Annotated in this window: 19 protein-coding genes and 1 tRNA gene; 15 read left to right on the forward strand and 5 right to left on the reverse strand. The window is 62.3% G+C overall.

Going from position 1 to position 19,666, the window contains the following annotated elements; translation table 11 throughout:
* Positions 1 to 242: 242 nt before the first annotated feature.
* The 4 genes from serS (at position 243) to NKH93_RS15030 (ending at position 4,689) form a co-directional block, all read left to right on the forward strand.
* Positions 243 to 1,547: a serine--tRNA ligase gene (gene serS, locus NKH93_RS15015; protein WP_352539742.1), complete on the forward strand. Its 1,305-nt coding sequence runs from the start codon at positions 243 to 245 to the stop codon at positions 1,545 to 1,547.
* The gene (surE, locus tag NKH93_RS15020) at positions 1,547 to 2,305 is read left to right on the forward strand and encodes a 5'/3'-nucleotidase SurE (protein ID WP_352539743.1); all 759 of its coding nucleotides are present in this window, start codon (positions 1,547 to 1,549) and stop codon (positions 2,303 to 2,305) included. Before serS ends, surE begins: the two co-directional genes overlap by 1 nt.
* Positions 2,302 to 2,967, forward strand: a complete 666-nt coding sequence (locus tag NKH93_RS15025) for a protein-L-isoaspartate(D-aspartate) O-methyltransferase (RefSeq protein WP_352500868.1) — start codon at positions 2,302 to 2,304, stop codon at positions 2,965 to 2,967. Before surE ends, NKH93_RS15025 begins: the two co-directional genes overlap by 4 nt.
* A gap of 189 nt (positions 2,968 to 3,156) precedes the next feature.
* On the forward strand, positions 3,157 to 4,689 hold the full coding sequence (locus tag NKH93_RS15030) for a peptidoglycan DD-metalloendopeptidase family protein (protein WP_352539744.1): 1,533 nt from the start codon (positions 3,157 to 3,159) through the stop codon (positions 4,687 to 4,689).
* Between the two features lie 96 nt (positions 4,690 to 4,785).
* On the opposite strand, the gene NKH93_RS15035 is transcribed toward NKH93_RS15030, so the two are convergent.
* Entirely contained in the window at positions 4,786 to 5,661 is an 876-nt protein-coding gene (locus tag NKH93_RS15035; protein WP_352970754.1) for an ATP-binding protein, read from the reverse strand.
* A gap of 293 nt (positions 5,662 to 5,954) precedes the next feature.
* On the opposite strand from NKH93_RS15035, the gene yajC reads away from it, so the two are divergent.
* The 4 genes from yajC to NKH93_RS15055 are packed head-to-tail and all read left to right on the forward strand — an operon-like array spanning position 5,955 to position 10,158.
* Positions 5,955 to 6,296, forward strand: a complete 342-nt coding sequence (yajC, locus tag NKH93_RS15040; protein ID WP_352451381.1) for a preprotein translocase subunit YajC — start codon at positions 5,955 to 5,957, stop codon at positions 6,294 to 6,296.
* A 51-nt stretch (positions 6,297 to 6,347) separates the two neighbouring features.
* Positions 6,348 to 8,900, forward strand: coding sequence for a protein translocase subunit SecDF (secDF, locus tag NKH93_RS15045; protein WP_352470433.1), 2,553 nt, complete (start codon positions 6,348 to 6,350; stop codon positions 8,898 to 8,900).
* Between the two features lie 15 nt (positions 8,901 to 8,915).
* Positions 8,916 to 9,305: an Mth938-like domain-containing protein gene (locus NKH93_RS15050; RefSeq protein WP_352970756.1), complete on the forward strand. Its 390-nt coding sequence runs from the start codon at positions 8,916 to 8,918 to the stop codon at positions 9,303 to 9,305.
* A 25-nt stretch (positions 9,306 to 9,330) separates the two neighbouring features.
* Entirely contained in the window at positions 9,331 to 10,158 is an 828-nt protein-coding gene (locus tag NKH93_RS15055) for a phytoene/squalene synthase family protein (RefSeq protein WP_502896454.1), read from the forward strand.
* A gap of 26 nt (positions 10,159 to 10,184) precedes the next feature.
* Here the strand turns inward: NKH93_RS15055 and trmFO are convergent, their stop codons facing one another.
* The 3 genes from trmFO to NKH93_RS15070 form a co-directional block, all read right to left on the reverse strand.
* Positions 10,185 to 11,594, reverse strand: coding sequence for a methylenetetrahydrofolate--tRNA-(uracil(54)-C(5))-methyltransferase (FADH(2)-oxidizing) TrmFO (trmFO, locus tag NKH93_RS15060; protein ID WP_352500862.1), 1,410 nt, complete (start codon positions 11,592 to 11,594; stop codon positions 10,185 to 10,187).
* A gap of 363 nt (positions 11,595 to 11,957) precedes the next feature.
* Positions 11,958 to 12,098: a DUF1127 domain-containing protein gene (locus tag NKH93_RS15065; protein WP_023678914.1), complete on the reverse strand. Its 141-nt coding sequence runs from the start codon at positions 12,096 to 12,098 to the stop codon at positions 11,958 to 11,960.
* Between the two features lie 48 nt (positions 12,099 to 12,146).
* Positions 12,147 to 12,287, reverse strand: a complete 141-nt coding sequence (locus NKH93_RS15070; protein WP_091596947.1) for a DUF1127 domain-containing protein — start codon at positions 12,285 to 12,287, stop codon at positions 12,147 to 12,149.
* A gap of 222 nt (positions 12,288 to 12,509) precedes the next feature.
* Between NKH93_RS15070 and NKH93_RS15075 the strand changes: the two genes are divergently transcribed.
* Entirely contained in the window at positions 12,510 to 13,628 is a 1,119-nt protein-coding gene (locus NKH93_RS15075; RefSeq protein WP_352970759.1) for a DUF2157 domain-containing protein, read from the forward strand.
* Positions 13,625 to 14,209 carry a GDYXXLXY domain-containing protein gene (locus NKH93_RS15080; protein ID WP_352614037.1) on the forward strand — a complete coding sequence of 195 codons (585 nt, stop codon included), beginning with the start codon at positions 13,625 to 13,627 and terminating at the stop codon, positions 14,207 to 14,209. The genes NKH93_RS15075 and NKH93_RS15080 overlap by 4 nt, the downstream gene beginning before the upstream one ends.
* Before the next feature lie 90 nt (positions 14,210 to 14,299).
* On the opposite strand, the gene NKH93_RS15085 is transcribed toward NKH93_RS15080, so the two are convergent.
* Positions 14,300 to 14,384: transfer RNA gene (locus NKH93_RS15085), tRNA-Leu, on the reverse strand.
* Between the two features lie 343 nt (positions 14,385 to 14,727).
* Here NKH93_RS15085 and tig point away from each other — a divergent pair.
* From tig to NKH93_RS15110, 5 genes are all read left to right on the forward strand, one after another.
* On the forward strand, positions 14,728 to 16,203 hold the full coding sequence (tig, locus tag NKH93_RS15090) for a trigger factor (RefSeq protein WP_352685556.1): 1,476 nt from the start codon (positions 14,728 to 14,730) through the stop codon (positions 16,201 to 16,203).
* Between the two features lie 160 nt (positions 16,204 to 16,363).
* Entirely contained in the window at positions 16,364 to 16,885 is a 522-nt protein-coding gene (locus NKH93_RS15095; protein WP_352470439.1) for a hypothetical protein, read from the forward strand.
* A 212-nt stretch (positions 16,886 to 17,097) separates the two neighbouring features.
* Complete coding sequence (locus NKH93_RS15100; protein WP_502893720.1) at positions 17,098 to 17,451, forward strand: c-type cytochrome; 354 nt, start codon at positions 17,098 to 17,100, stop codon at positions 17,449 to 17,451.
* A 147-nt stretch (positions 17,452 to 17,598) separates the two neighbouring features.
* The gene (locus tag NKH93_RS15105) at positions 17,599 to 18,531 is read left to right on the forward strand and encodes a heme o synthase (protein WP_352500859.1); all 933 of its coding nucleotides are present in this window, start codon (positions 17,599 to 17,601) and stop codon (positions 18,529 to 18,531) included.
* Positions 18,532 to 18,846: 315 nt separating this feature from the next.
* Positions 18,847 to 19,659 carry a DUF2189 domain-containing protein gene (locus NKH93_RS15110; protein WP_352831546.1) on the forward strand — a complete coding sequence of 271 codons (813 nt, stop codon included), beginning with the start codon at positions 18,847 to 18,849 and terminating at the stop codon, positions 19,657 to 19,659.
* Positions 19,660 to 19,666 lie beyond the last annotated feature (7 nt).

Raw genomic sequence — 19,666 nt, forward strand, 5'->3', positions numbered from 1 at the left:
GCTTTGTGCCGGCAGCTATGCTACTAATTTAGGTATGGTGCCAATTGGCTCCAAAAACCCGCCTCTCGAGGCGGGTTTTTGTTTCCAGGGTTCTTTCGATCGAACGTTGCGCGTGCTGCCTACCTGAGGTCGGCGCGAAGGAACTCTGCCTTGACGTCTTGTATCGATGCGGTTTACGCCCTCTGGTCTTTGTTTTGGGCATTTCCTTGCCCCGAAACCGCCGTGCCGAGGACGAACAGACCATGCTTGACATCAAATGGATTCGCGACAACCCGAGGGCCCTTGTCGAAGCGCTCCAGAAGCGCTCGTGGTCGGCCGGGGATGCGCAGTCCACGGTCGACGACCTGATCGCCGCGGATGAGGCGCGGCGCGAGCATCTGACCGAGCTGCAGACCAGGCAGGAACGCCGCAACGCCGCATCGAAGGAGATCGGCAATGCCATGCGCTCGGGCGATGCAGCTCTTGCCGAAAGGCTGAAGGCCGAGGTCGGCGAGATCAAGGCCTTCATCCAGAATGGCGAGGCGCGCGAGCGCGAGCTCGACAAGGCGCTGAACGATGCGTTGGCAGTGCTGCCAAACGTGCCGTTCGACGATGTGCCGGTCGGCAAGGACGAGCACGACAACGTCGTCAAACGCGTCGTCGGCGAGGTGCCGACGCGGCCGAATTGGGTGAAGGAGCATTTCGAGATCGGCGAAGCGCTCGGCATGATGGATTTCGAGCGGGCAGCACGGCTTTCCGGCTCGCGCTTCATCGTGCTCAAAAGCGGCCTGGCGCGGATGGAACGCGCGCTCGGCCAGTTCATGCTGGATCTGCACACCACCGAGCACGGCTATGTAGAGATCCAGCCGCCGTTGATGGTGCGCGACGAGGTGCTTTTCGGGACCGGGCAACTGCCGAAATTCGAGGAGGATTTGTTCTTCGTTCGGCACGGGGACGGCAGGCTTGGCCTAATCCCAACCGCCGAAGTGCCGCTCACCAATCTCGTTCGCGACGAGATCACGCCGCACGAACAACTGCCGCTGCGCTATACGGCGCTGACGCCGTGCTTCCGCTCCGAGGCGGGCTCGGCCGGGCGCGACACGCGCGGCATGCTGCGCCAGCACCAGTTCTACAAGGTCGAGCTGGTGTCGATCACCGACCAGGAGACTTCGGTTGCCGAGCATGAGCGCATGACCGAATGCGCCGAGGAGGTGCTGAAGCGGCTCGGCCTGCCGTTCCGCACCATGACGCTGTGCACCGGCGACATGGGCTTTGGCGCGCGCAAGACCTACGACATCGAGGTCTGGCTGCCCGGCCAGAATGCCTATCGCGAGATATCGTCGTGCTCGGTATGCGGCGATTTCCAGGCGCGGCGCATGGACGCCCGCTACAAGGACAAGGACGGCAAGGGCAACCGCTTCGTCCACACGCTGAACGGTTCGGGCACCGCCGTCGGCCGTGCGCTCATTGCCGTCATCGAAAATTATCAGAACGAGGACGGCAGCGTAACCATTCCTGAAGCGCTTCGGCCTTACATGGGCGGTCTGGAAAAGATCGAATCGAAATAATGCGCATCCTTCTGACCAACGACGACGGCATCCATGCCGAGGGCCTTGCATCACTCGAACGCATCGCGCGCACGCTGTCGGACGACGTCTGGGTGGTGGCACCGGAACAGGATCAGTCCGGCTATGCGCATTCGCTGTCGATCTCGGAGCCGCTGCGGCTCAGGAAAATCGGCGAAAAGCACTTTGCGGTGCGCGGAACGCCGACCGACTGTGTCATCATGGGCGTGAAGAAGATCCTGCCCGCAGCGCCTGACCTGATCCTGTCCGGCGTCAATTCCGGCGCCAACATCGCCGACGACGTCACCTATTCGGGCACGGTCGCCGGCGCCATGGAAGGCGCGCTGCTCGGCGTGCGATCGATCGCCATCAGCCAGGCCTATTCCTATGTCGGCGAGGACCGCGTCGTTCCCTACGAGACCACCGAAGCGCTGGCGCCGGCCCTGCTCGAAAAGCTCGTCGCCATGCCGTTGCCGGACGGCGTGCTGCTCAACGTCAATTTTCCGAACTGTGCGCCGGAAGAGATCGCCGGAACTGTAGTCACTTCGCAGGGCAAGCTGGTCCACAGCCTGTGGGTCGACGAGCGGCGCGACGGGCGCGGCCTGCCTTACTACTGGCTGCGCTTCGGCCGCGAGCCAGTCGAGGGCAAGCAAGGCACCGACCTCAATGCCTTGCGCAATCGGCTGGTGTCGGTGACGCCGCTGCAGCTCGATCTCACCGCGCATGAAATCCGCGATCAACTGGCCAAGGCGCTCGCATGAACTTGAACCACGCTGCAACGGTCGACGAGCGCGAAGGTTTCGCTGCCTTCCTGCTTCGCCTGCGCGGCAGGGGGACGGTGCCGAAGGCGCTTATCGCCGCCTTCGAGGCGACGCCGCGGCGCGGCTTTCTGTCTCCGCATTTCCACTCGATAGCCTGGTCGGACCGTATGCTGCCGATCGAATGCGGCGAGGCCATCGAAGGCGCCGACCTGCAGGCGGCGGTGATCGCGGCACTTGCCATCGAGCCGGGCAACCGGGTGCTCGAGATCGGCACCGGGTCCGGCTACACGGCGGCGGTGATGTCGCGGCTTGCCGCGCGGATCGTCACCATCGACCGTTACAAGACGCTGGCCGAACAAGCCCGGCAGCGGCTCGAGGCGCTCGCCATCGGCAATGTCATCGTGCGCCAGGCGGACGGTTCCAACGGGCTGGCCAACGAAGCGCCGTTCGACCGCATCGTCGCCTGGGCGGCCTTCGACAGCCTACCGCGCTTCCTGCTCGACCAATTGTCGAGCGGCGGCATCGTCATCGCGCCGATCGGACCCGACGAAGGCGAGCAGGTGCTGGCCAAGCTGACCAAGGTCGGCAGCCGCTTCGAACGCGAGGATATCGGCCTGGTGCGCCTGCAGCCGATCCTGCACGGTGTCGCCGCGGTGATCTGATTCCGGGTACATCGCGCCGCTTGGGGATCAGCCGAAGCCTGTCGTTTCGTCATCCTAGGACGACGAAGTTGAGAGCCTTCCTCGAATATTTTAAGAAAATTTGCGTCTGATTCTACAGGTTTAACCGACCGGTAACATTAACGCGCTTTAATCACACTCAGTTGTACCGGGTCTGTGCGGGTTAGTGCGATGCAATTCAGTGTTTTGAAGGCAAACGGACGCAATCTGGCGCGTGGCTGCGCCGTCCTCATGATCGCAGGCGCTGCGACGGGGTGTAGTTCCCAGGTGGCGCGGTTCAACAGCGTCGATGACGTGTTCACCGCCTCGACCAACAACCAGCGCGCCATCATCGACAAGCAGGATGCTGCCCAGCCCTATCCGGGCGATGTTGCGGCCGCGCCGGTCGACGGCAGCCACACCCAGTCGGTCAGCCGCTCAAGCCTCGAACCGGTTACGGCGCAGCAGTTGCCACCGCCGGCTCCCGCCCTGGCACCCGCCGCCCGCCCGGTGCGTACCGCTGCCGCGCCGGCGATGGCGCCTGCCGCTCCTCGTGTCGACAGGACGGCAACCGGCACCGTCGCTCCGGCGGCAAGGCCGTTCAAGAACGCCGAGCCCGACGCGCCGCGCATGGCGACGGCCGCCGGCGCACCGCATGCAACCGAGATCGTCGTCAAGGACGGCGAGACCATTTCCGGCCTGTCTCGGCGCTACGGCGTGCCGGCCGATGCCATCATGAAAGTCAACGGGCTGAGCGCGACCAAGGGGCTGAAGACCGGCCAGAAGCTCGTCATCCCGGCCTATGCGTATTCGAGTAACGGCGCCACGCCGAAAGTCGCCGACGCCAAGCCCGCGAACGGCACCAGGCACGACCAGCCGGCCGACGCGCCGGAGAAGGTGGCCGTGCTGCCGCAGCAACCGAAGCTCAGGGAAGGCAAGTCTGCCGCGCAGGTGGACGCCTCGGCTGCCGCGAGCCAGCCGAAGGATGGAAAGGCCGCGCCCAAAGTGGCTTCGGCGACGGCCAAGCCAGCCGGTGCCGGCGGCACCTACACGGTTCAGCAAGGCGATACGCTGTCGGCCATCGCCAGAAAGACCGGCGTCGGCGTCGTCGCGTTGAAGCAGGCGAACGGCATGCAGGATGGACTGCTCAAGATCGGCCAGACCCTGAAAGTGCCGGCAGGCGGAACCGCTGTTGTCGCCGGTGCGAAGCCGGCAAAGGTCGATCCGGTGACGACGGCCACCACCCAGCCGCCTGCCAAGGCCACGCCGACGCAGACGCTCGCCTCCTACACGCCGCCAAAGAAGGACGCGAAAGTCATCCAGCAGGCCGAGGACGACGATGCGGTGGCGCCGGACGCAACGGGCATCGGCAAGATGCGCTGGCCGGTGCGCGGCCGCGTGATCTCAAGCTTCGGCGGCGGCAAGGACGGCGTCGACATTGCCGTGCCCGAGGGGACGCCGGTCAAGGCAGCTGAAAACGGCGTCGTCATCTATGCCGGTGACGGCCTCAAGGAATTCGGCAACACAGTGCTGGTGCGTCACGAAAACGGCCTGGTCACCGTCTACGGCCACACCAGCTCGATCGAGGTGCAGCGCGGCCAGAAGGTCAAGCGCGGCCAGGAAATCGCCCTGTCCGGCATGAGCGGCACCACCGACTCGCCGAAACTGCATTTCGAAGTGCGCAAGAACTCGGCGCCGGTCGATCCTTCGACCTATCTCGAATAGATGACGAAAGCGATTTGCGGGCCACCTGACCTTCAGCCCGCCGAGGAAGTCCGCTCCGCAAGGTGCGGGCTTCTTCTGCTGTTAGTCGTTGAGCGGCTAATCCTTGAGCGGCTTGCCGAGCCGGCCTGCCAGATCCTGGGTGAACTGCCAGGCGACGCGGCCCGAACGGCTGCCCCGCGTCGTCGCCCATTCCAGCGCCTCGGCGCGCAGCGTCTCGGGATCGATGGCGAGATCGTGATGGCGGACATAGCCGTCGATCATATCGAGATATTCGTCCTGCGAACATTTGTGGAAGCCAAGCCACAGGCCGAAACGGTCCGACAGCGAAACCTTTTCCTCGACCGCTTCGGACGGATTGATCGCCGTCGAGCGCTCATTATCGATCATGTCGCGCGGCAACAGATGCCGCCGGTTCGAGGTGGCGTAGAAGATGACGTTGGCCGGGCGGCCCTCGACGCCGCCTTCAAGCGCTGCCTTCAGCGATTTATAGGACGTGTCGTCATGGTCGAATGACAGGTCGTCGCAGAACAGGATGAAGCGGAAGGGTGCTGCCTTCAGCAGGCCCATCAGCTTCGGCAGCGTGTCGATGTCTTCGCGATGGATCTCGATAAGCTTGAGCGGCAGATCGAGGTTGGCCGAAGCGTTGACCGCGGCGTGCACCGCCTTGACCAGCGACGATTTGCCCATGCCGCGCGCGCCCCACAACAGCACGTTGTTGGCGGCATAGCCTGACGCGAAGCGCTCGGTGTTGTCGACCAATATGTCGCGGACGCGGTCGACCCCGCGGATCAGGCCGATGTCGACGCGGTTGACCTTGAGCACCGGCTCCAGATAGCCGGGATCGGCCTGCCAGACGAAGCAATCGGCCTCGCCCAGGTCGGTTTGCGGCACCGGCGGCGGGGCGAGGCGAGCGACCGCCTCGATCAGGCGGTCGAGCTTCTGGCTCAGGGTATCGATGGTGCTGTCGGTCATCTCTTGTCTTTTTTGTTTCGCTTTCGGGATGGTGCGGCAGGCCAACCTACCTGATTTCAGCGGTTTCGAAACTCGTCCCAAGCATTTGTTCGGGCATGATCTTTTGCGGAAACCGAGCGTCGCTTTTCGGGATCACCCTCTAACACGGCTCACCAGGCCGGAAAAGCAGCCGATTTGCCCGGCGGCGCAGTTGCATTGGCAACGTTACCGACTATATTCCGGCCAAATTTGGCGGGGCCGTCAAATTCCCAGAACGGTTAAGGCGGCTGTTTTTAAAATTCAGGAGTACCTCGATGTTCGTGACACCGGCATACGCCCAAGGCATCGGCGGGGACTCGTCCGCAATGTTTATCCAGATCGTGCCGTTTGCTCTGATTTTCGTGATCATGTATTTTCTGATCATCCGGCCGCAGCGCACGCAGCTAAAGAAGCGCGGCGAGATGCTGGCGGCGGTTCGTCGCGGCGATACCGTTGTCACCGGCGGCGGCTTGGTCGGCAAGGTGACCAAGGTGATCGACGATAACGAGCTGGAGATCGACCTTGGCGGCGGCACCAAGGTGACGGCGCTGCGCTCGACGATCGCCGACGTGCGCGTCAAGGGCGAGCCGGTGGCAAACCAGAACGCCAAGAAATAACCGAATTGAAGGCGGAACGCAGCCGCTGTACGCCTGAACGGACGATAACCAATGCTCTATTTTTCGCGCTTCAAGATGATCCTGATCTGGCTGGCCGTAGCCGCCACGGTGGTCCTCGCTGCGCCCAACCTTTTCTCGGCAAGCACCTTGGCCCAACTGCCCAGTTGGGTGCCGAAGCGGCAGATGACGCTCGGCCTCGACCTGCAGGGCGGCTCGCACATCCTGCTTAGGATGGATCCGAACGATCTGATCAAGGATCGGCTGGAGACGACGCGCGACGAAATCAGGACGCTGCTGCGCGATGCCAAGATCGGCTATACCGGCCTTGCCGGGTCGGGGCGCACGGTGCAAGTCCGCATCACCGATCCCGCACAGATCGACGCCGCCAAGAACGCACTGAAGCCGTTGACCAATCCGGTGGCGGCCGGCCTGTTCAGCGGCGGCTCCATCCAGGAGATGACCCTGGATGATTCCGAGGCCGGCCTGCTTAAATTCACCGTCACCGATGCCGGCATCAAATACCGTACGTCGACGGCGCTGACCCAGTCGATCGAGGTCGTCAGCCGTCGTGTCAACGAACTGGGAACGACCGAGCCGATCGTGCAGCGGCAAGGCGACGACCGCATCCTTGTGCAGGTGCCTGGTTTGCAGGACCCGCAACGGCTGAAGGAAATTCTCGGCCAGACCGCCAAGCTGACCTTCCAGATGGTCGACCAATCGATGCCGGTGCAGGATGCGCTGAACGGCCGTCCGCCGCCGGGGTCCTCGGTGCTGTATTCGCAGGACGATCCTCCGGTTCCGTATCTGATCGAGAACCGCGTCATCGTTTCGGGTGAAAACCTCGTCGATGCCCAGGCGACGTTCAACTCGCAGACCAATGAGCCGGTGGTTTCGTTCCGCTTCGATTCCAAGGGGGCGCAGCGGTTCGGCCAGGCGACAGCGCAGAATGTCGGCAAGCTGTTTGCCATCATCCTCGACAACCAGGTGATTTCGGCGCCGCGGATCAACGAACCGATTCCTGGCGGCTCCGGCCAGATATCGGGGAATTTCACCGCCGAGAGCGCCAACGATCTCGCCGTGCTGCTGCGCGCCGGCGCCTTGCCGGCGACGCTCACAGTGATCGAGGAGCGCACCGTGGGGCCTGGCCTCGGCCAGGACTCCATCCATGCCGGCAAGGTCGCCGGCATCATCGGCTCGATCCTGGTCGTGGCGTTCATGTTCGTCGCCTACGGTTTCCTCGGCTTCCTCGCCAACATCGCGCTGGCGGTGCATGTCGCGATGATCGTCGGGCTGCTGTCGCTGCTTGGCGCGACGCTGACCTTGCCGGGTATCGCCGGTATCGTGCTGACCATCGGCATGGCGGTCGATTCGAACGTGCTGATCTATGAGCGTATTCGCGAGGAGCGACGTGCCGGCCGCTCGGTGATCCAGGCGATCGATACCGGCTTCAGCAAGGCGCTGGCGACCATCGTCGATTCCAACGTCACTTCGCTGATTGCCACCGTGGTGCTGTTCTACCTCGGCACCGGGCCGGTGAAGGGTTTTGCCGTCACCTATGCCATCGGCATCCTGACCACGGTCTTCACCGCCTTCACCTTCACCCGCCTGCTGGTGTCGATCTGGCTTCGCCGGGCCCGTCCGAAGGAGTTGCCACGCGCGCCGGTGACCTTCATTCCGCCGGGAACGAAAATTCCGTTCATGGGCATCCGCCGCTGGACGTTCACGCTGTCGAGCGTGCTTTCGGTGCTGTCGGTCATCGGCTTCATGACCATCGACATCAATTACGGCATCGATTTCAAGGGCGGCTCGCTGATCGAGGTGCAGTCCAAGGCCGGCAATGCCGATCTGGCCGACATCCGCGGCAGGCTGACGGAACTCAATATCGGCGAGGTGCAGGTTCAGCAATTCGGCGAGCCGAACGACGTTCTGATCCGCGTCGGTACCCAGGAGGGCGGCGAGAATGCCGAGCAGACCGTCATCGACAAGGTGCGCGGCGAGCTGCAGGACCAGTATGATTTCCGCCGCGTCGAAGTGGTCGGGCCGACGGTCTCGGGCGAGCTTGCCAAGCAAGGCACCATTGCCATGCTGGTCGCGCTGCTCGGCATCCTGATCTATGTCTGGTTCCGCTTCGAATGGCAGTTCGCGGTCGGCGCCATCGTTGCGACCGTTCACGACGTGGTCATGACGATCGGCTTCTTCGTCCTCACCGGCCTCGAATTCAACCAGTCGTCGCTGGCGGCGATCCTTACCATCATCGGTTATTCGCTCAACGACACGATTGTCGTCTATGACCGTGTTCGCGAGGATCTGCGAAAATACAAGCGAATGCCGCTGCCGCAACTGCTGAACAATGCCATCAACGAGACGCTGTCGAGGACGACGCTGACCTCGGTGACGACGATCCTGGCGCTGCTGGCCCTGGTGCTGTTCGGCGGCGAGGTGATCCGCTCGTTCACCATGGCCATGCTGTTCGGCGTCGTGTTCGGCACCTATTCGTCGATCTTTATCGCCGCGCCACTGCTTATCCTGTTCAAGCTGCGGCCGCAGGCCACAGCGTCGGACGAGGAAAAGCCGGTGGGCGGCGGCAAAGCCATAGCCACCTGACGGCTTGCCTCAAAAGTGGCCAAGGGTATCGTCATCCGCGAGGCGCATTTCCCCGGCCGCGCACCGATCGAGGCTTACGGCAATGGCGGTTTCCGCTTTGCCGACATGTCGCATCGCGGCTCGCTGCTGTGCCTGCCTTCGGGCATCTATGGCTGGGAGCCGGCCGATCCGCTGGCGCTGACGGCAGCGGATTTCGCCAAGCTGTTCAACGAGGGAGACAAGGTCGAGATCCTGCTGGTCGGCAGCGGCAAGGATTTGAGGCCGTTGCCGGCCGCGCTGCGTGCCGCGCTGAAGGATGCCGGCATTTCCGCCGATCCGATGTCGACCGGGGCGGCTGTGCGGACCTACAATGTGCTGCTGGCTGAAGACCGCGCGGTGGCCGCAGCACTCATCGCCGTCGACTGACGTGGCCGAAAACACCAAACTCGTCATGGAGACGGTGCGCGCCGCTGATCATGACCGCTACCTGACCGCGCTCTACGCGCCCGAAGACAAGCGGGACGCGCTGTTTTCGCTCTATGCCTTCAACGCCGAAATTGCCGGCATACGCGACCGCATCCACGAGGCGCTGCCGGGCGAGGTGCGGCTGCAATGGTGGCGCGACGTCATCGCAGTCGAAGAGGATGGGGCTGAGGTCGGCCACCCCGTGGCGGACGCGCTGAAGGCGACTATTTCCGCCCACCATCTGCCCAAGGCCGCTTTCGAAAACATGCTCGAAGCGCGCATCTTCGATCTCTATGACGACCCGATGCCGTCGCGCACCGACCTCGAAGGCTATTGCGGCGAGACTGCCGCAGCACTTATCCAGCTTGCGGCGATGGTGCTCGATCCGGTCGAAGCACCGCGCTTTGCCGAGCTTGCCGGCAGGGCAGGTTGTGCGCAGGCGATGACCGGTCTGCTGCTTCTGCTGCCGCTGCATCGCGAGCGGGGACAGTGCTTTGTGCCGGCCGATATTTTGGCGGCGGCGGGATCCTCGCCGGAAGAATTCGTTACAGGTGACGGCGGGCCGGGCGCGGAACGCGCCGCTGCCGCGATAATCGCGCTGGCACGGGAACATCTTTCCGCCTTCGAGCAGGGGGCGTCCGCTCTACCGGTTTCGCTGCGCCCGGCGTTTCTGCCGCTGGCTCTTTCGGGCGCCTATCTCGACAAAATGGAGCGCGCCCGCCGCTCGCCTGTCAAGGAGGTGGCGCGGCTCTCTGTCCTGCGCCGGCATTGGCTCTTGTTCCGGCGCGCGACGCGGGGCTGGCCGGTCGCATGAAGGCTGCCGCGTAGCCAACCCGACCGTTATTCCGCAGCTTCCGCCTGGGAAGGCAGCCCCAGCCATTCGCGGCAGGCGGCGAGCGCGCGCGACGTTACCGCGTGCCGCTTGGCGACCGTCTTGTCCTTGCCACGCAGACGCTTGCCTTCGATCTTCGGCGCGTCCACCGGCGGGAACAGGCCGAAATTGACGTTCATCGGCTGGAAGGAGCGCTTTCCCGGCTCATCGTCTGAAACGATATGGCCGCCGGTGATGTGGTTGAGCAAGGCGCCGAAGGCGGTGGTCAAGGGCGGCAGCGACGGCGCATGGCCAAGCCTTTCGGCGGCTGCAAAGCGCCCGGCGAGCAGGCCGATGGCGGCGCTCTCGACGTAGCCCTCGCAGCCAGTGATCTGGCCGGCAAAGCGCAGGCCGGGCCGCGACTTCAACTGCAGCGACGCGTCGAGCAGCGTCGGCGAATTGATGTAGGTGTTGCGGTGCAGGCCGCCTAGGCGGGCAAATTCGGCGTGTTCCAGCCCGGGGATGGTGCGGAATATGCGCACCTGCTCGGCGTGCTTCAGCTTGGTCTGGAAGCCGACCATGTTGTAGAGCGTACCCAGCGCGTTGTCCTGCCGGAGCTGGACGACGGCATACGCCTTTACAGACGGATTATGCGCATTGGTCAGCCCCATCGGCTTCATCGGCCCGTAGCGCAATGTCTCGACGCCGCGCTCGGCCATCACCTCAATCGGCAGGCAGCCGTCGAAATAGGGCGTGCCTTCCCATTGCTTGAATTCGGTCTTCTGGCCGTCGACCAGCGCCTGCACGAAGGCAAGGTACTGCTCCTTGTCCATCGGGCAGTTGATGTAATCCTTGCCGGTGCCGCCGGGACCGACCTTGTCGTAGCGCGACTGGAACCAGCAGATATCCATGTCGATCGTGTCGAAATGGACGATCGGCGCGATGGCATCGAAAAAGGCGAGCGCGTCGGCGCCGGTTGCTTCCGCAATCGATTGAGCGAGCGAAGGCGCCGTCAGCGGGCCGGTGGCAACGATCGCCTGGTCCCAGTCCGCCGACGGCAGGCCGGGCACTTCCTCGCGACGAATGGTGATGAGCGGGTGCGCTTCGAGCTTTCTGGTGACCGCTTCGGAAAATCCGTCGCGGTCGACGGCCAGCGCTCCGCCGGCCGGCACCTGATGCGCGTCGCCGGCGCTCATGATCAGCGAACCGGCCAGCCGCATTTCGGCGTGCAGCAGGCCGACGGCATTGGTTTGCGCATCGTCGGAGCGGAAGGAGTTGGAACAGACGAGCTCGGCCAGCCCGTCGGTCTTGTGCGCGTCGGTACCGCGGACGGGACGCATTTCATGCAGGACAACTGGAACGCCGGCTTCGGCCGCCTGCCAGGCGGCTTCGGAGCCGGCGAGACCGCCGCCGATAACGTGAATGGGGTTCTTGTCCATGAGCGCCGAAATAGTCGCTTGGCGCGGGGATTGCAATTGCCACTCGGGAGAATGGCTGACGGGGGAAGCCGCCCCAAAACAACAACACCCGCCGGGGGAGGAGGTCCGGCGGGTGTCGTTTTGTTGGTCGATCCTCGGGAGGAGGTGAAGATCGACCGTATTCGTCATCGCCGGGGAGGAGGTCGGCTTTGACGAAATTCCTTTCGCCATTTGAAAGGGCGCGAAACCCTTTTTAGAAACAGCGCCCGCCGGGGGAGGAGGTCCGGCGGGCGCCGTTTTTGTGGTCAACCCTCGGGAGGAGGTGAAGGCTGACCGTATCCGTCAGGGTCGGGGAGGAGGTCGACCCTGGCGAAATTCTTGTTGTTAGATCGCCCTGCGAGCGACCATCTTGATCTCGTCGCGGACGATGCCGAGATCGTTGAGCTGGCGGTTCGACAGGCGACCCAGCTCGGTAACCGTCTCGCGGTACACGCGCCAGTTACGATAGTTGCGGATCAGGTTCATTGTCGTTCTCTTTTCAAAACTGGTTCGGGCCATTTGCGGCCCGAAGGATTAGACCGCCTTGCGGGCGACGTAGTGAATGTCGCTGCGGCTGATGCCGAGATCGGTCAGTTCACGGGTGCTCAGGCGGCTCAGCTCGGACACGGTGTCCCTATAGCGGCGCCAGTTGCGATAGTTGCGGATCAGGTTCATGGTAGTCTCGTTTCGTCTTTCTTTCGGATCATTCCGTCTTTGTGTGCACCGTGAAAATAGGTGGGGTCATATCGATTTAAAAGCGCTATTGGTGCATGGCAGCAATGCAAATTGTGCAATGCAGCATTAACGCGCGTCCAGTTTTCCGCCCAGATCGGAAAATGCCGTTAGGTCAAACGCTTGGCCGGACGAGCTAAAAGAACCAAGGAAAGGGGGAGGGGCATGGCGAGCTATTCGTCACGGGTCAGGTCGGATATCGCGCGATGGCAGCAGGCTGGCCTGATCGACGCGCCGACAGCCGAGGTTCTAACGCGCGACGTCGAGGCAAACGAACGCAAATCGCTGAGTTTCGGCTCGATCCTGGCGATGATGGCGGCGCTGCTGTTCGGCGCGGCTATCCTGATCTTCATCGCCGCCAACTGGGAAGTCATCCCGCGGCTGGTGCGGGTCGCGGCACTTTTTGCCGTTATCCTTGCCGGCTATGTCGGCGGCGCGGTGCTGAAGATGCGCGACCATGCGGCGATCGGCGAAGCGCTGTGGATCATCGCGGCGGCGGCATTCGGCGGTTCGATCGCGCTGATCGGCCAGATGTATCATTTGTCGGGCGACGAGGCCTCGGCCTTGATCACCTGGGGGGCCGGCACGGCGCTGGCGGCGGTGGCGCTGCGCTCAAACCCACTGACTGTCGCTGCCGTCGGCATCGCCGATACCTGGCTGTTCCTGAGAGGGTTCGACTACTTCCGGCGCACGGAATTTCCGCATCTCTTCGTGGTCATGGCGCTAATACTGTTCGCCGTTTCGTTCTGGACGCGCAGCCAGGCGGCGCGCCACCTGATCATCCTGTCGGTCCTTTTCTACCTCGTGCTGTTGGCCATGGAATACGACACGCTGCAAGTCGCCATCCCGCTCGTTGCCGCGTCGGTGCTGCTTTTTACCGCTGCGATCTTTGCTGCCGGGCCGGTCGAGAGGGTTTTGCAACTCGGCGGCAGGTTGCCCTTGCACGCGCTGATCGGCTTTCTCACCGGACTGGCGATGATCCAATTCGAACTGGCGGATGAAAGCAGCTACAATAGCGGCTTCGCCATTGCCTCGGCTGTTGCGCTGGCCGGCATCATCGCGGCGATCGTGCTGGGCGGCCGCGAGAGCCGGGGACTGCGCTGGGTTGCCTATGCGGGCTTCGCCTTCGAACTCGCCATCATCTATGTGGTGATGCTGCAATCAATGCTCGACACGGCAGGCTTCTTCCTTGCGGCGGCGGTGCTGCTCGCCGTTCTTGCTTTCATTATCATCCGCATAGAAAGGCGCATGAACGCCTCGAACATGACAGGAGCGGCGGCATGATGACCGGCAAAAGACTGATCATCTCGGCGCTGGTCCTGGCGCTCGTCCAGATCGGCTTTCTGAGCTGGATCATCGCCGGACGCGCGGCGATCCTGCGCGATGGCAAGCAGGTCCTGCTCAAGGTCGAGCCGATCGATCCGCGCGATCTCTTGCGCGGTGACTACATTCTGCTCGGCTACGATATTTCGCGCATACCGGTGAAACTGATCGGCAACATTCCGGCCGGCAAGCTTTCCAGCGAGGAAACGTCGATCGTGGTCAGGCTGAAGCAGGGCGCCGATGGCTATTGGGGCCCGACCGCGGCCTGGTTCGGGCAAGCGCCGGCGCCGGCAGCATCCGATGAAGCCGATATCGTCGGACACGTCTCCGAGGGCTGGAATATCGGCCAGGGAGCAACGACGATCGCGCCGGAGTACGGCATCGAGCGCTTCTATCTGCCGGAAGGCGAGGGGATGGCGATCCAGAACGATATGCGGGTGCGGCCGTTCGGCATCCGGGTGGCGATTGCGGCCAACGGCACGGCGCAGATCAAGGCGCTGGTGGATGGCGACAAGACACTGTTCGAGGAGCCGCTTTACTAGATCGCGCCACGGCCTTGGCAATGATCTCCTGCGCCAAGGCTTCGGAGGAGCTTCGAGTGGCCTGCCACCCCAAGCTCGAAGAGCGAAGGGTGGTGCGGATGAAGGGACTCGAACCCCCACGCCTTTCGGCACTGGAACCTAAATCCAGGGCGTCTACCAATTCCGCCACATCCGCATTGCCCGGCCAATCCCATGTAGCCATCATTCTGTCAATGTCAGAGCCCACATCGGCATCATTGGCCGGAATGCAAAGATGGTTGAAAATCGGCCGCGCCTGTGACAAAAGGCGTGTCGAATGTGACGGGACGCGACGATCCGCTTCTGCAGAATGTGATAAGAAGTAGGAAAAACAAAGACTTATTCACATTTTGGAGCGTATTTCTGGAGGATTTGTGCCGCGTTGAGCGGACAGATCGCCAAGTCCCGCACCAAAAGCCATTCCCGGCAAGATCATACCGGCAGGCTGTAAACGGCAGGGGCCGTTTGACGGCCTCATTGGTGGAAACAAAGGTTTTATGATGCAGGTCACCGAAACGCTCAACTCCGGTCTCAAGCGCGAGATCAAGATCACCGTGCCGGCCGGTGACATGGAAGCCAAGCTGATGGCGCGGCTCTCCGATGCCAGGAACAAGGTCCGCATCAACGGCTTCCGCCCCGGCAAGGTGCCGGTGCAGCATCTGCGCAAGGTCTACGGCAAGTCGTTCATGGCCGAAGTGGTCAACGAGATCCTCAATGATTCGACCCGTTCGATCATCACCGGGCGCGGCGAAAAGGCCGCCATGCAGCCCGAAGTGATCATGACCGAGGACGAGAAGGAAGCCGAGAAGATCCTGGCAGGCGGTGCCGATTTCGAGTTCCGTCTGAACTATGAGGTCATTCCGCCGATCGAGATCAAGGATTTCTCCGACATCAAGGTGACGCGCCAGGTGTTCGACGTGCCGGATGAAGAGATCGACGAGCAGGTCAAGCGTGTCGCTGAATCCGCCCGCACTTACGAGCCGAAAACCGGCAAGGCCGCCGAAGGCGACCGTGTGACCATCGATTATGTCGGCAAGATCGACGGCGAAGCCTTCGGCGGCGGCGCCGGCACCGATCAGCCGCTGGTGCTCGGCTCGAAAGAATTCATCCCCGGCTTCGAGGACCAGCTGGTCGGCAGCAAGGCCGGCGACGAGAAGCAGGTCACGGTTACCTTCCCGGAAAACTACCAGGGGGCGCATCTGGCCGGCAAGGAAGCCACTTTTGACGTGACGGTCAAGGAAGTGTCGAAGCCCGGCGCGCTTGAGATCAACGACGAGATGGCCAAAAATCTCGGCCTTGAATCGCTGGAGCGCCTGCGCGAGGTGGTGCGCGGTCAGATCGAGAACCAGTTCGGCTCGATAACGCGCCAGAAAGTCAAGCGGCAGTTGCTCGACCAGCTCGACGCTGCCTACTCGTTCGAGGCGCCGTCCAAGCTAGTCGAGGCCGAGTTCAACAACATCTGGAACCAGGTCAATCGCGATCTCGAAGCTGCCGGGCGGACCTTTGCCGACGAAGAGACGACGGAAGAAGAAGCGCGTGCAGAATACATGCGGCTTGCCGAGCGCCGCGTGCGTCTCGGCCTGGTTCTCGCCGAAATCGGCGAGAAGGCCGGCGTCACGGTGACGGACGAGGAATTGCAGCGCGGCCTCTTCGAGCAGGTGCGTCGCTATCCGGCCAACCAGCAGCAGGAGGCCTTCGAATTCTATCGCAACAATCCCGAAGCGCTGAACACGTTGCGCGCGCCGATGTTCGAAGAGAAGGTGGTCGACCATCTGCTCGGCCAGATTTCGGTCACCGACGTCAAGGTCAGCAAGGAAGAGCTGCTGGCCGACGAGGAGGATACGGAGACAACCAAGGCCAAGCCGGCGAAGAAGGCGGCTGCGAAAAAAGCGGACACCAAGAAGGCCGACGACGACGCTGAAGAGCCGAAGAAAAAGGCCGCGCCGAAGAAGAAGGCCGCCAAGGACGCTGAATAACGTCTCTGCTGAATTCCGAAAGGCCGCCTTCTCGAGGCGGCCTTTTTCGTTGTGGCGCAGACGCAACGGATTTCACGCATCTGGCGCTCGAGGTAGCGATATGAAGCTTTGATGATTATCTGCGCTGGGTTGCTGACCGCAGCGGTTGTTGGAGGCATCGTTGAGACAGTTCTTCGGTATCGGAAGCGTGGCGGCGGCGTTCCTGCTTGCGTCGGTCTGTGGCATTGCCCAGGCTGATACGGTTCTCGACAACTGGCGGTTCGACAAGAGCAGCGATGGCCTTGTCACCGCCTCGCTTTACGCGACCAACAAGCTCATCACCGGCGGCGGCGCATTGAGCTACAGCCCGGTTTTGACGATCGCGTGCCGGACCGCCGGCGAACCGCGTTGGAGCGAATGGCTGCAGCTGAGCGACACCGTTTCCGCGAGCCGAACCATCGCCATGTCGGTGACTGTCGGCCAATCCGGCAAGCTCAACGAAAGCTGGTCGGTCGGCCCGCGCAGCAGGATGCTGGTCCGCGACGGTGCCGACGGCATCAGGCGACTGATTGCCGCGGACCGGCTGCTGCTGTCCTGGCGGTTCGGGCTGCTGTCGGGGCGCGGCAAAGCCGAGTTTGACCTCACCGGAGTTGAAGAGGCGATCGGCCGGATCGCCGCCAGCTGCAACACCAAATTGCCTTGAGCAGATTGTCCGCATTAAACCTTGGCACGGCCGAACTCTATCTGCCGGCCGGGTTCCGTGGTATGTAGGTGCCGCAACCCCAGGCAGTGGATATCCGTTCTGCCATTCAAGAGCGCATGCCAGCGGACTAAATGTCGGCCTGTGCAGGTCAGCCAGGGCAAATTGGCGATCAGGGAGGAAATGCCATGCGTGCCTTTGTGTTTTTTGTCATCATGTCCGTCGCCACCGTCATTGCCGGCCCCTCGCGGGCACAGGATGCCGCGGCGGGTGAGAAGGTCTTCGCCAAATGCAAGGTCTGCCATATCGCGGACAAGGATCAGAACAAGGTCGGCCCGTCCTTGAACGGCGTCATCGGCCGAACGGCCGGCACGCATCCAGGGTTCAGCTATTCCAAGGCCATGACCGAGGCCGGCAAGTCCGGCGTCAAATGGGATGAGGCCACGCTGACGACCTACCTTCACGATCCCAAGGCGATGGTCAAAGGAACCAAGATGGCATTCCCCGGCCTCAAGAAGGACGAGGACGTCGCCAATGTCATTGCTTATCTGAAGCAATTCTCCAAATAGCCCGGCTCTTCCGCCGGATCTTGGTATAGCAAACAGGTCGAGGCATAGCCTCGGCCGCAATCTGCCGGCAGTGTCGGTGGGAAGGGCGACTCGTTGCAAAAAAGACATTGGCCGGCTAGGCTGCCATTCCCATCGGTGGTCGTCTGAATGTCGACTGAAGAAAGCCGTCTCAAGGATACCGGCATCCGCCTCTCGGAGGCGACGGCGGGTGATTTCTTTGCGCTTTTGAAACCACGCGTCATGGCACTTGCCGTGTTTACGGCCTTCGTCGGCCTGATGATGGCGCCCGGCGTGATGAATCCAGTTATCGCCTTAATTGCCATCGGCGCAATCGCGGTTGGAGCGGGAGCCGCCGGCGCGCTCAATATGTGGTACGACGCAGACATAGACGCCTTGATGTCTCGCACGTCCAAGCGACCGATTCCGTCCGGTCGCGTCACGCCTGGCGAAGCTCTCAGCTTCGGTCTGGTGCTTTCCGCACTGTCGGTCATGACGCTCGGCGTGCTGGTGGGGTGGCTCGCCGCATCGTTGTTGGCGTTCACCATCTTTTTCTATGTCGTTATCTACACGATGTGGCTGAAGCGCTCGACGCCACAGAATATCGTCATAGGCGGCGCGGCAGGCGCCCTTCCTCCGGTGATCGGGTGGGTTGCTGCAACCGGCGCAATCGGCATTGAAAGTCTCATCCTGTTTCTGATCATTTTCCTCTGGACGCCGCCTCATTTCTGGGCGCTGGCCCTTTTCAAGGTCGGTGACTATGCCGCGGCTGGGGTCCCGATGATGCCGAATGTGGCCGGCCAGCACTCGACCAGAAAACAAATCTTCGCCTATTCGCTGCTCTTGGCGCCAATCGGCGTGCTCCCTTGGGGCCTCGGCTTCGCGAGCGGATATTACGGCACTGCTTCAGCCGCGTTGGGTGCAGGTTTCATTTGGCAGGCCTGGAAGGTTCTCGTCGCCGACAAGGAGATGAAGCCGGCAAAGGCGCTGTTTGCGTATTCGATTGTCTATCTTTTCGCAATATTTGCAGCGTTGCTTGCCGACACCATTGTAATGCGAGTGATCGCTTCAGCCGACTATTGACCCGGCTCAAAACATCACATTGGCAGAGCACAAAATCCCAGCAACAGCAGAATAACGACGCCAAGGCCGAGTATGAGAACTGTCCTTCCGTCCATGACCTTCACCTTCGACTAGAAGAGCATATCGAAGAACGGCGTCCGTAGCTAGTCAGGCTACCCGGGACCTCTTACTCCCGGGCCTTCCTACAAAGCGCGACAAGTCCCCCGCATGAGAGTATATTGATCATGGTGCAGGTCGCGGTTTGCGTGGGCCAATCATGCGGAACGGCAGCACCGTAAAACGCGACCTTACCGGACCTGGTCTGGAGGAATGGTCATGGCAAGCTTTCACGTAATAGCAGGCGCCAGCGAGACGCTGGAACACACCAGAATTCGAAAAATCGGTGTCTCCGATCTTTTTGATGCGCTCAGGCGTGGCGTCGATGATTTCATGGTCAAGCCGTCGCACATCGTTTTTCTCTGCCTGATCTATCCGATTGCGGGTGTCGTGCTTGCTGTCTGGACATCAGGTAACAACACGCTGCCATTGCTGTTTCCGCTTGTGTCCGGCTTTGCACTGATTGGTCCGTTCGCGGCGATCGGCCTCTATGAGATCAGCCGGCGACGGGAAGCCGGGCTCGACGCCTCGTGGAGGCACGCCTTTGAGGTCAGGAGTTCTCCAGCACTGCCGGCTATTGCAGCGGTCGGCGTCATGCTGCTTGCGATCTTCATCGCCTGGCTTTTGACGGCCCAGATATTCTACCAGACCCTGTTCGGCCCGGCGCCGCCGCAATCGCTGTCCAGTTTCATCGGTGAAATATTTGCCACGGGACGCGGCTGGACGCTCATCATCCTGGGTCACGCCATCGGCTTCGTGTTCGCCGCGGTTGTGTTGTGCACCACGGTCGTCGCATTCCCGTTGTTGCTCGACCGCGATGTCGGCGCCTACGAAGCCATCCACACCTCGGTGCGCGTTGTCCTGGCCAACCCGATCGTGATGGCCGTGTGGGGCCTTATCGTCGCCGTCGCCCTGATCGTCGGCTCGCTGCCAGTGTTCGCCGGGTTGGCAGTCGTGCTGCCGATCCTTGGTCATGCGACCTGGCATGTCTATCGGAAAGTTGTAGAATCGCCGCCGGCCACCAGACCGTGAGCTGAAA

This window comes from Mesorhizobium sp. M0954, assembly GCF_040319155.1.
Classification (GTDB): Bacteria; Pseudomonadota; Alphaproteobacteria; order Rhizobiales; family Rhizobiaceae; genus Mesorhizobium.

Bases quoted from the DNA above. Each gene is read 5' to 3' on its own strand.
- yajC (WP_352451381.1), top strand. From the start codon at position 5,955: ATGTTCGTGACACCGGCATACGCCCAAGGCATCGGCGGGGACTCGTCC.
- NKH93_RS15075 (WP_352970759.1), top strand. From the start codon at position 12,510: ATGGCGAGCTATTCGTCACGGGTCAGGTCGGATATCGCGCGATGGCAG.
- secDF (WP_352470433.1), top strand. From the start codon at position 6,348: ATGCTCTATTTTTCGCGCTTCAAGATGATCCTGATCTGGCTGGCCGTA.
- surE (WP_352539743.1), top strand. From the start codon at position 1,547: ATGCGCATCCTTCTGACCAACGACGACGGCATCCATGCCGAGGGCCTT.
- NKH93_RS15110 (WP_352831546.1), top strand. From the start codon at position 18,847: ATGGCAAGCTTTCACGTAATAGCAGGCGCCAGCGAGACGCTGGAACAC.
- NKH93_RS15030 (WP_352539744.1), top strand. From the start codon at position 3,157: ATGCAATTCAGTGTTTTGAAGGCAAACGGACGCAATCTGGCGCGTGGC.
- NKH93_RS15035 (WP_352970754.1), bottom strand. From the start codon at position 5,661: ATGACCGACAGCACCATCGATACCCTGAGCCAGAAGCTCGACCGCCTG.
- trmFO (WP_352500862.1), bottom strand. From the start codon at position 11,594: ATGGACAAGAACCCCATTCACGTTATCGGCGGCGGTCTCGCCGGCTCC.
- NKH93_RS15100 (WP_502893720.1), top strand. From the start codon at position 17,098: ATGTCCGTCGCCACCGTCATTGCCGGCCCCTCGCGGGCACAGGATGCC.
- NKH93_RS15065 (WP_023678914.1), bottom strand. From the start codon at position 12,098: ATGAACCTGATCCGCAACTATCGTAACTGGCGCGTGTACCGCGAGACG.
- NKH93_RS15080 (WP_352614037.1), top strand. From the start codon at position 13,625: ATGATGACCGGCAAAAGACTGATCATCTCGGCGCTGGTCCTGGCGCTC.
- serS (WP_352539742.1), top strand. From the start codon at position 243: ATGCTTGACATCAAATGGATTCGCGACAACCCGAGGGCCCTTGTCGAA.
- NKH93_RS15025 (WP_352500868.1), top strand. From the start codon at position 2,302: ATGAACTTGAACCACGCTGCAACGGTCGACGAGCGCGAAGGTTTCGCT.
- tig (WP_352685556.1), top strand. From the start codon at position 14,728: ATGCAGGTCACCGAAACGCTCAACTCCGGTCTCAAGCGCGAGATCAAG.
- NKH93_RS15055 (WP_502896454.1), top strand. From the start codon at position 9,331: ATGGAGACGGTGCGCGCCGCTGATCATGACCGCTACCTGACCGCGCTC.
- NKH93_RS15105 (WP_352500859.1), top strand. From the start codon at position 17,599: ATGTCGACTGAAGAAAGCCGTCTCAAGGATACCGGCATCCGCCTCTCG.
- NKH93_RS15070 (WP_091596947.1), bottom strand. From the start codon at position 12,287: ATGAACCTGATCCGCAACTATCGCAACTGGCGCCGCTATAGGGACACC.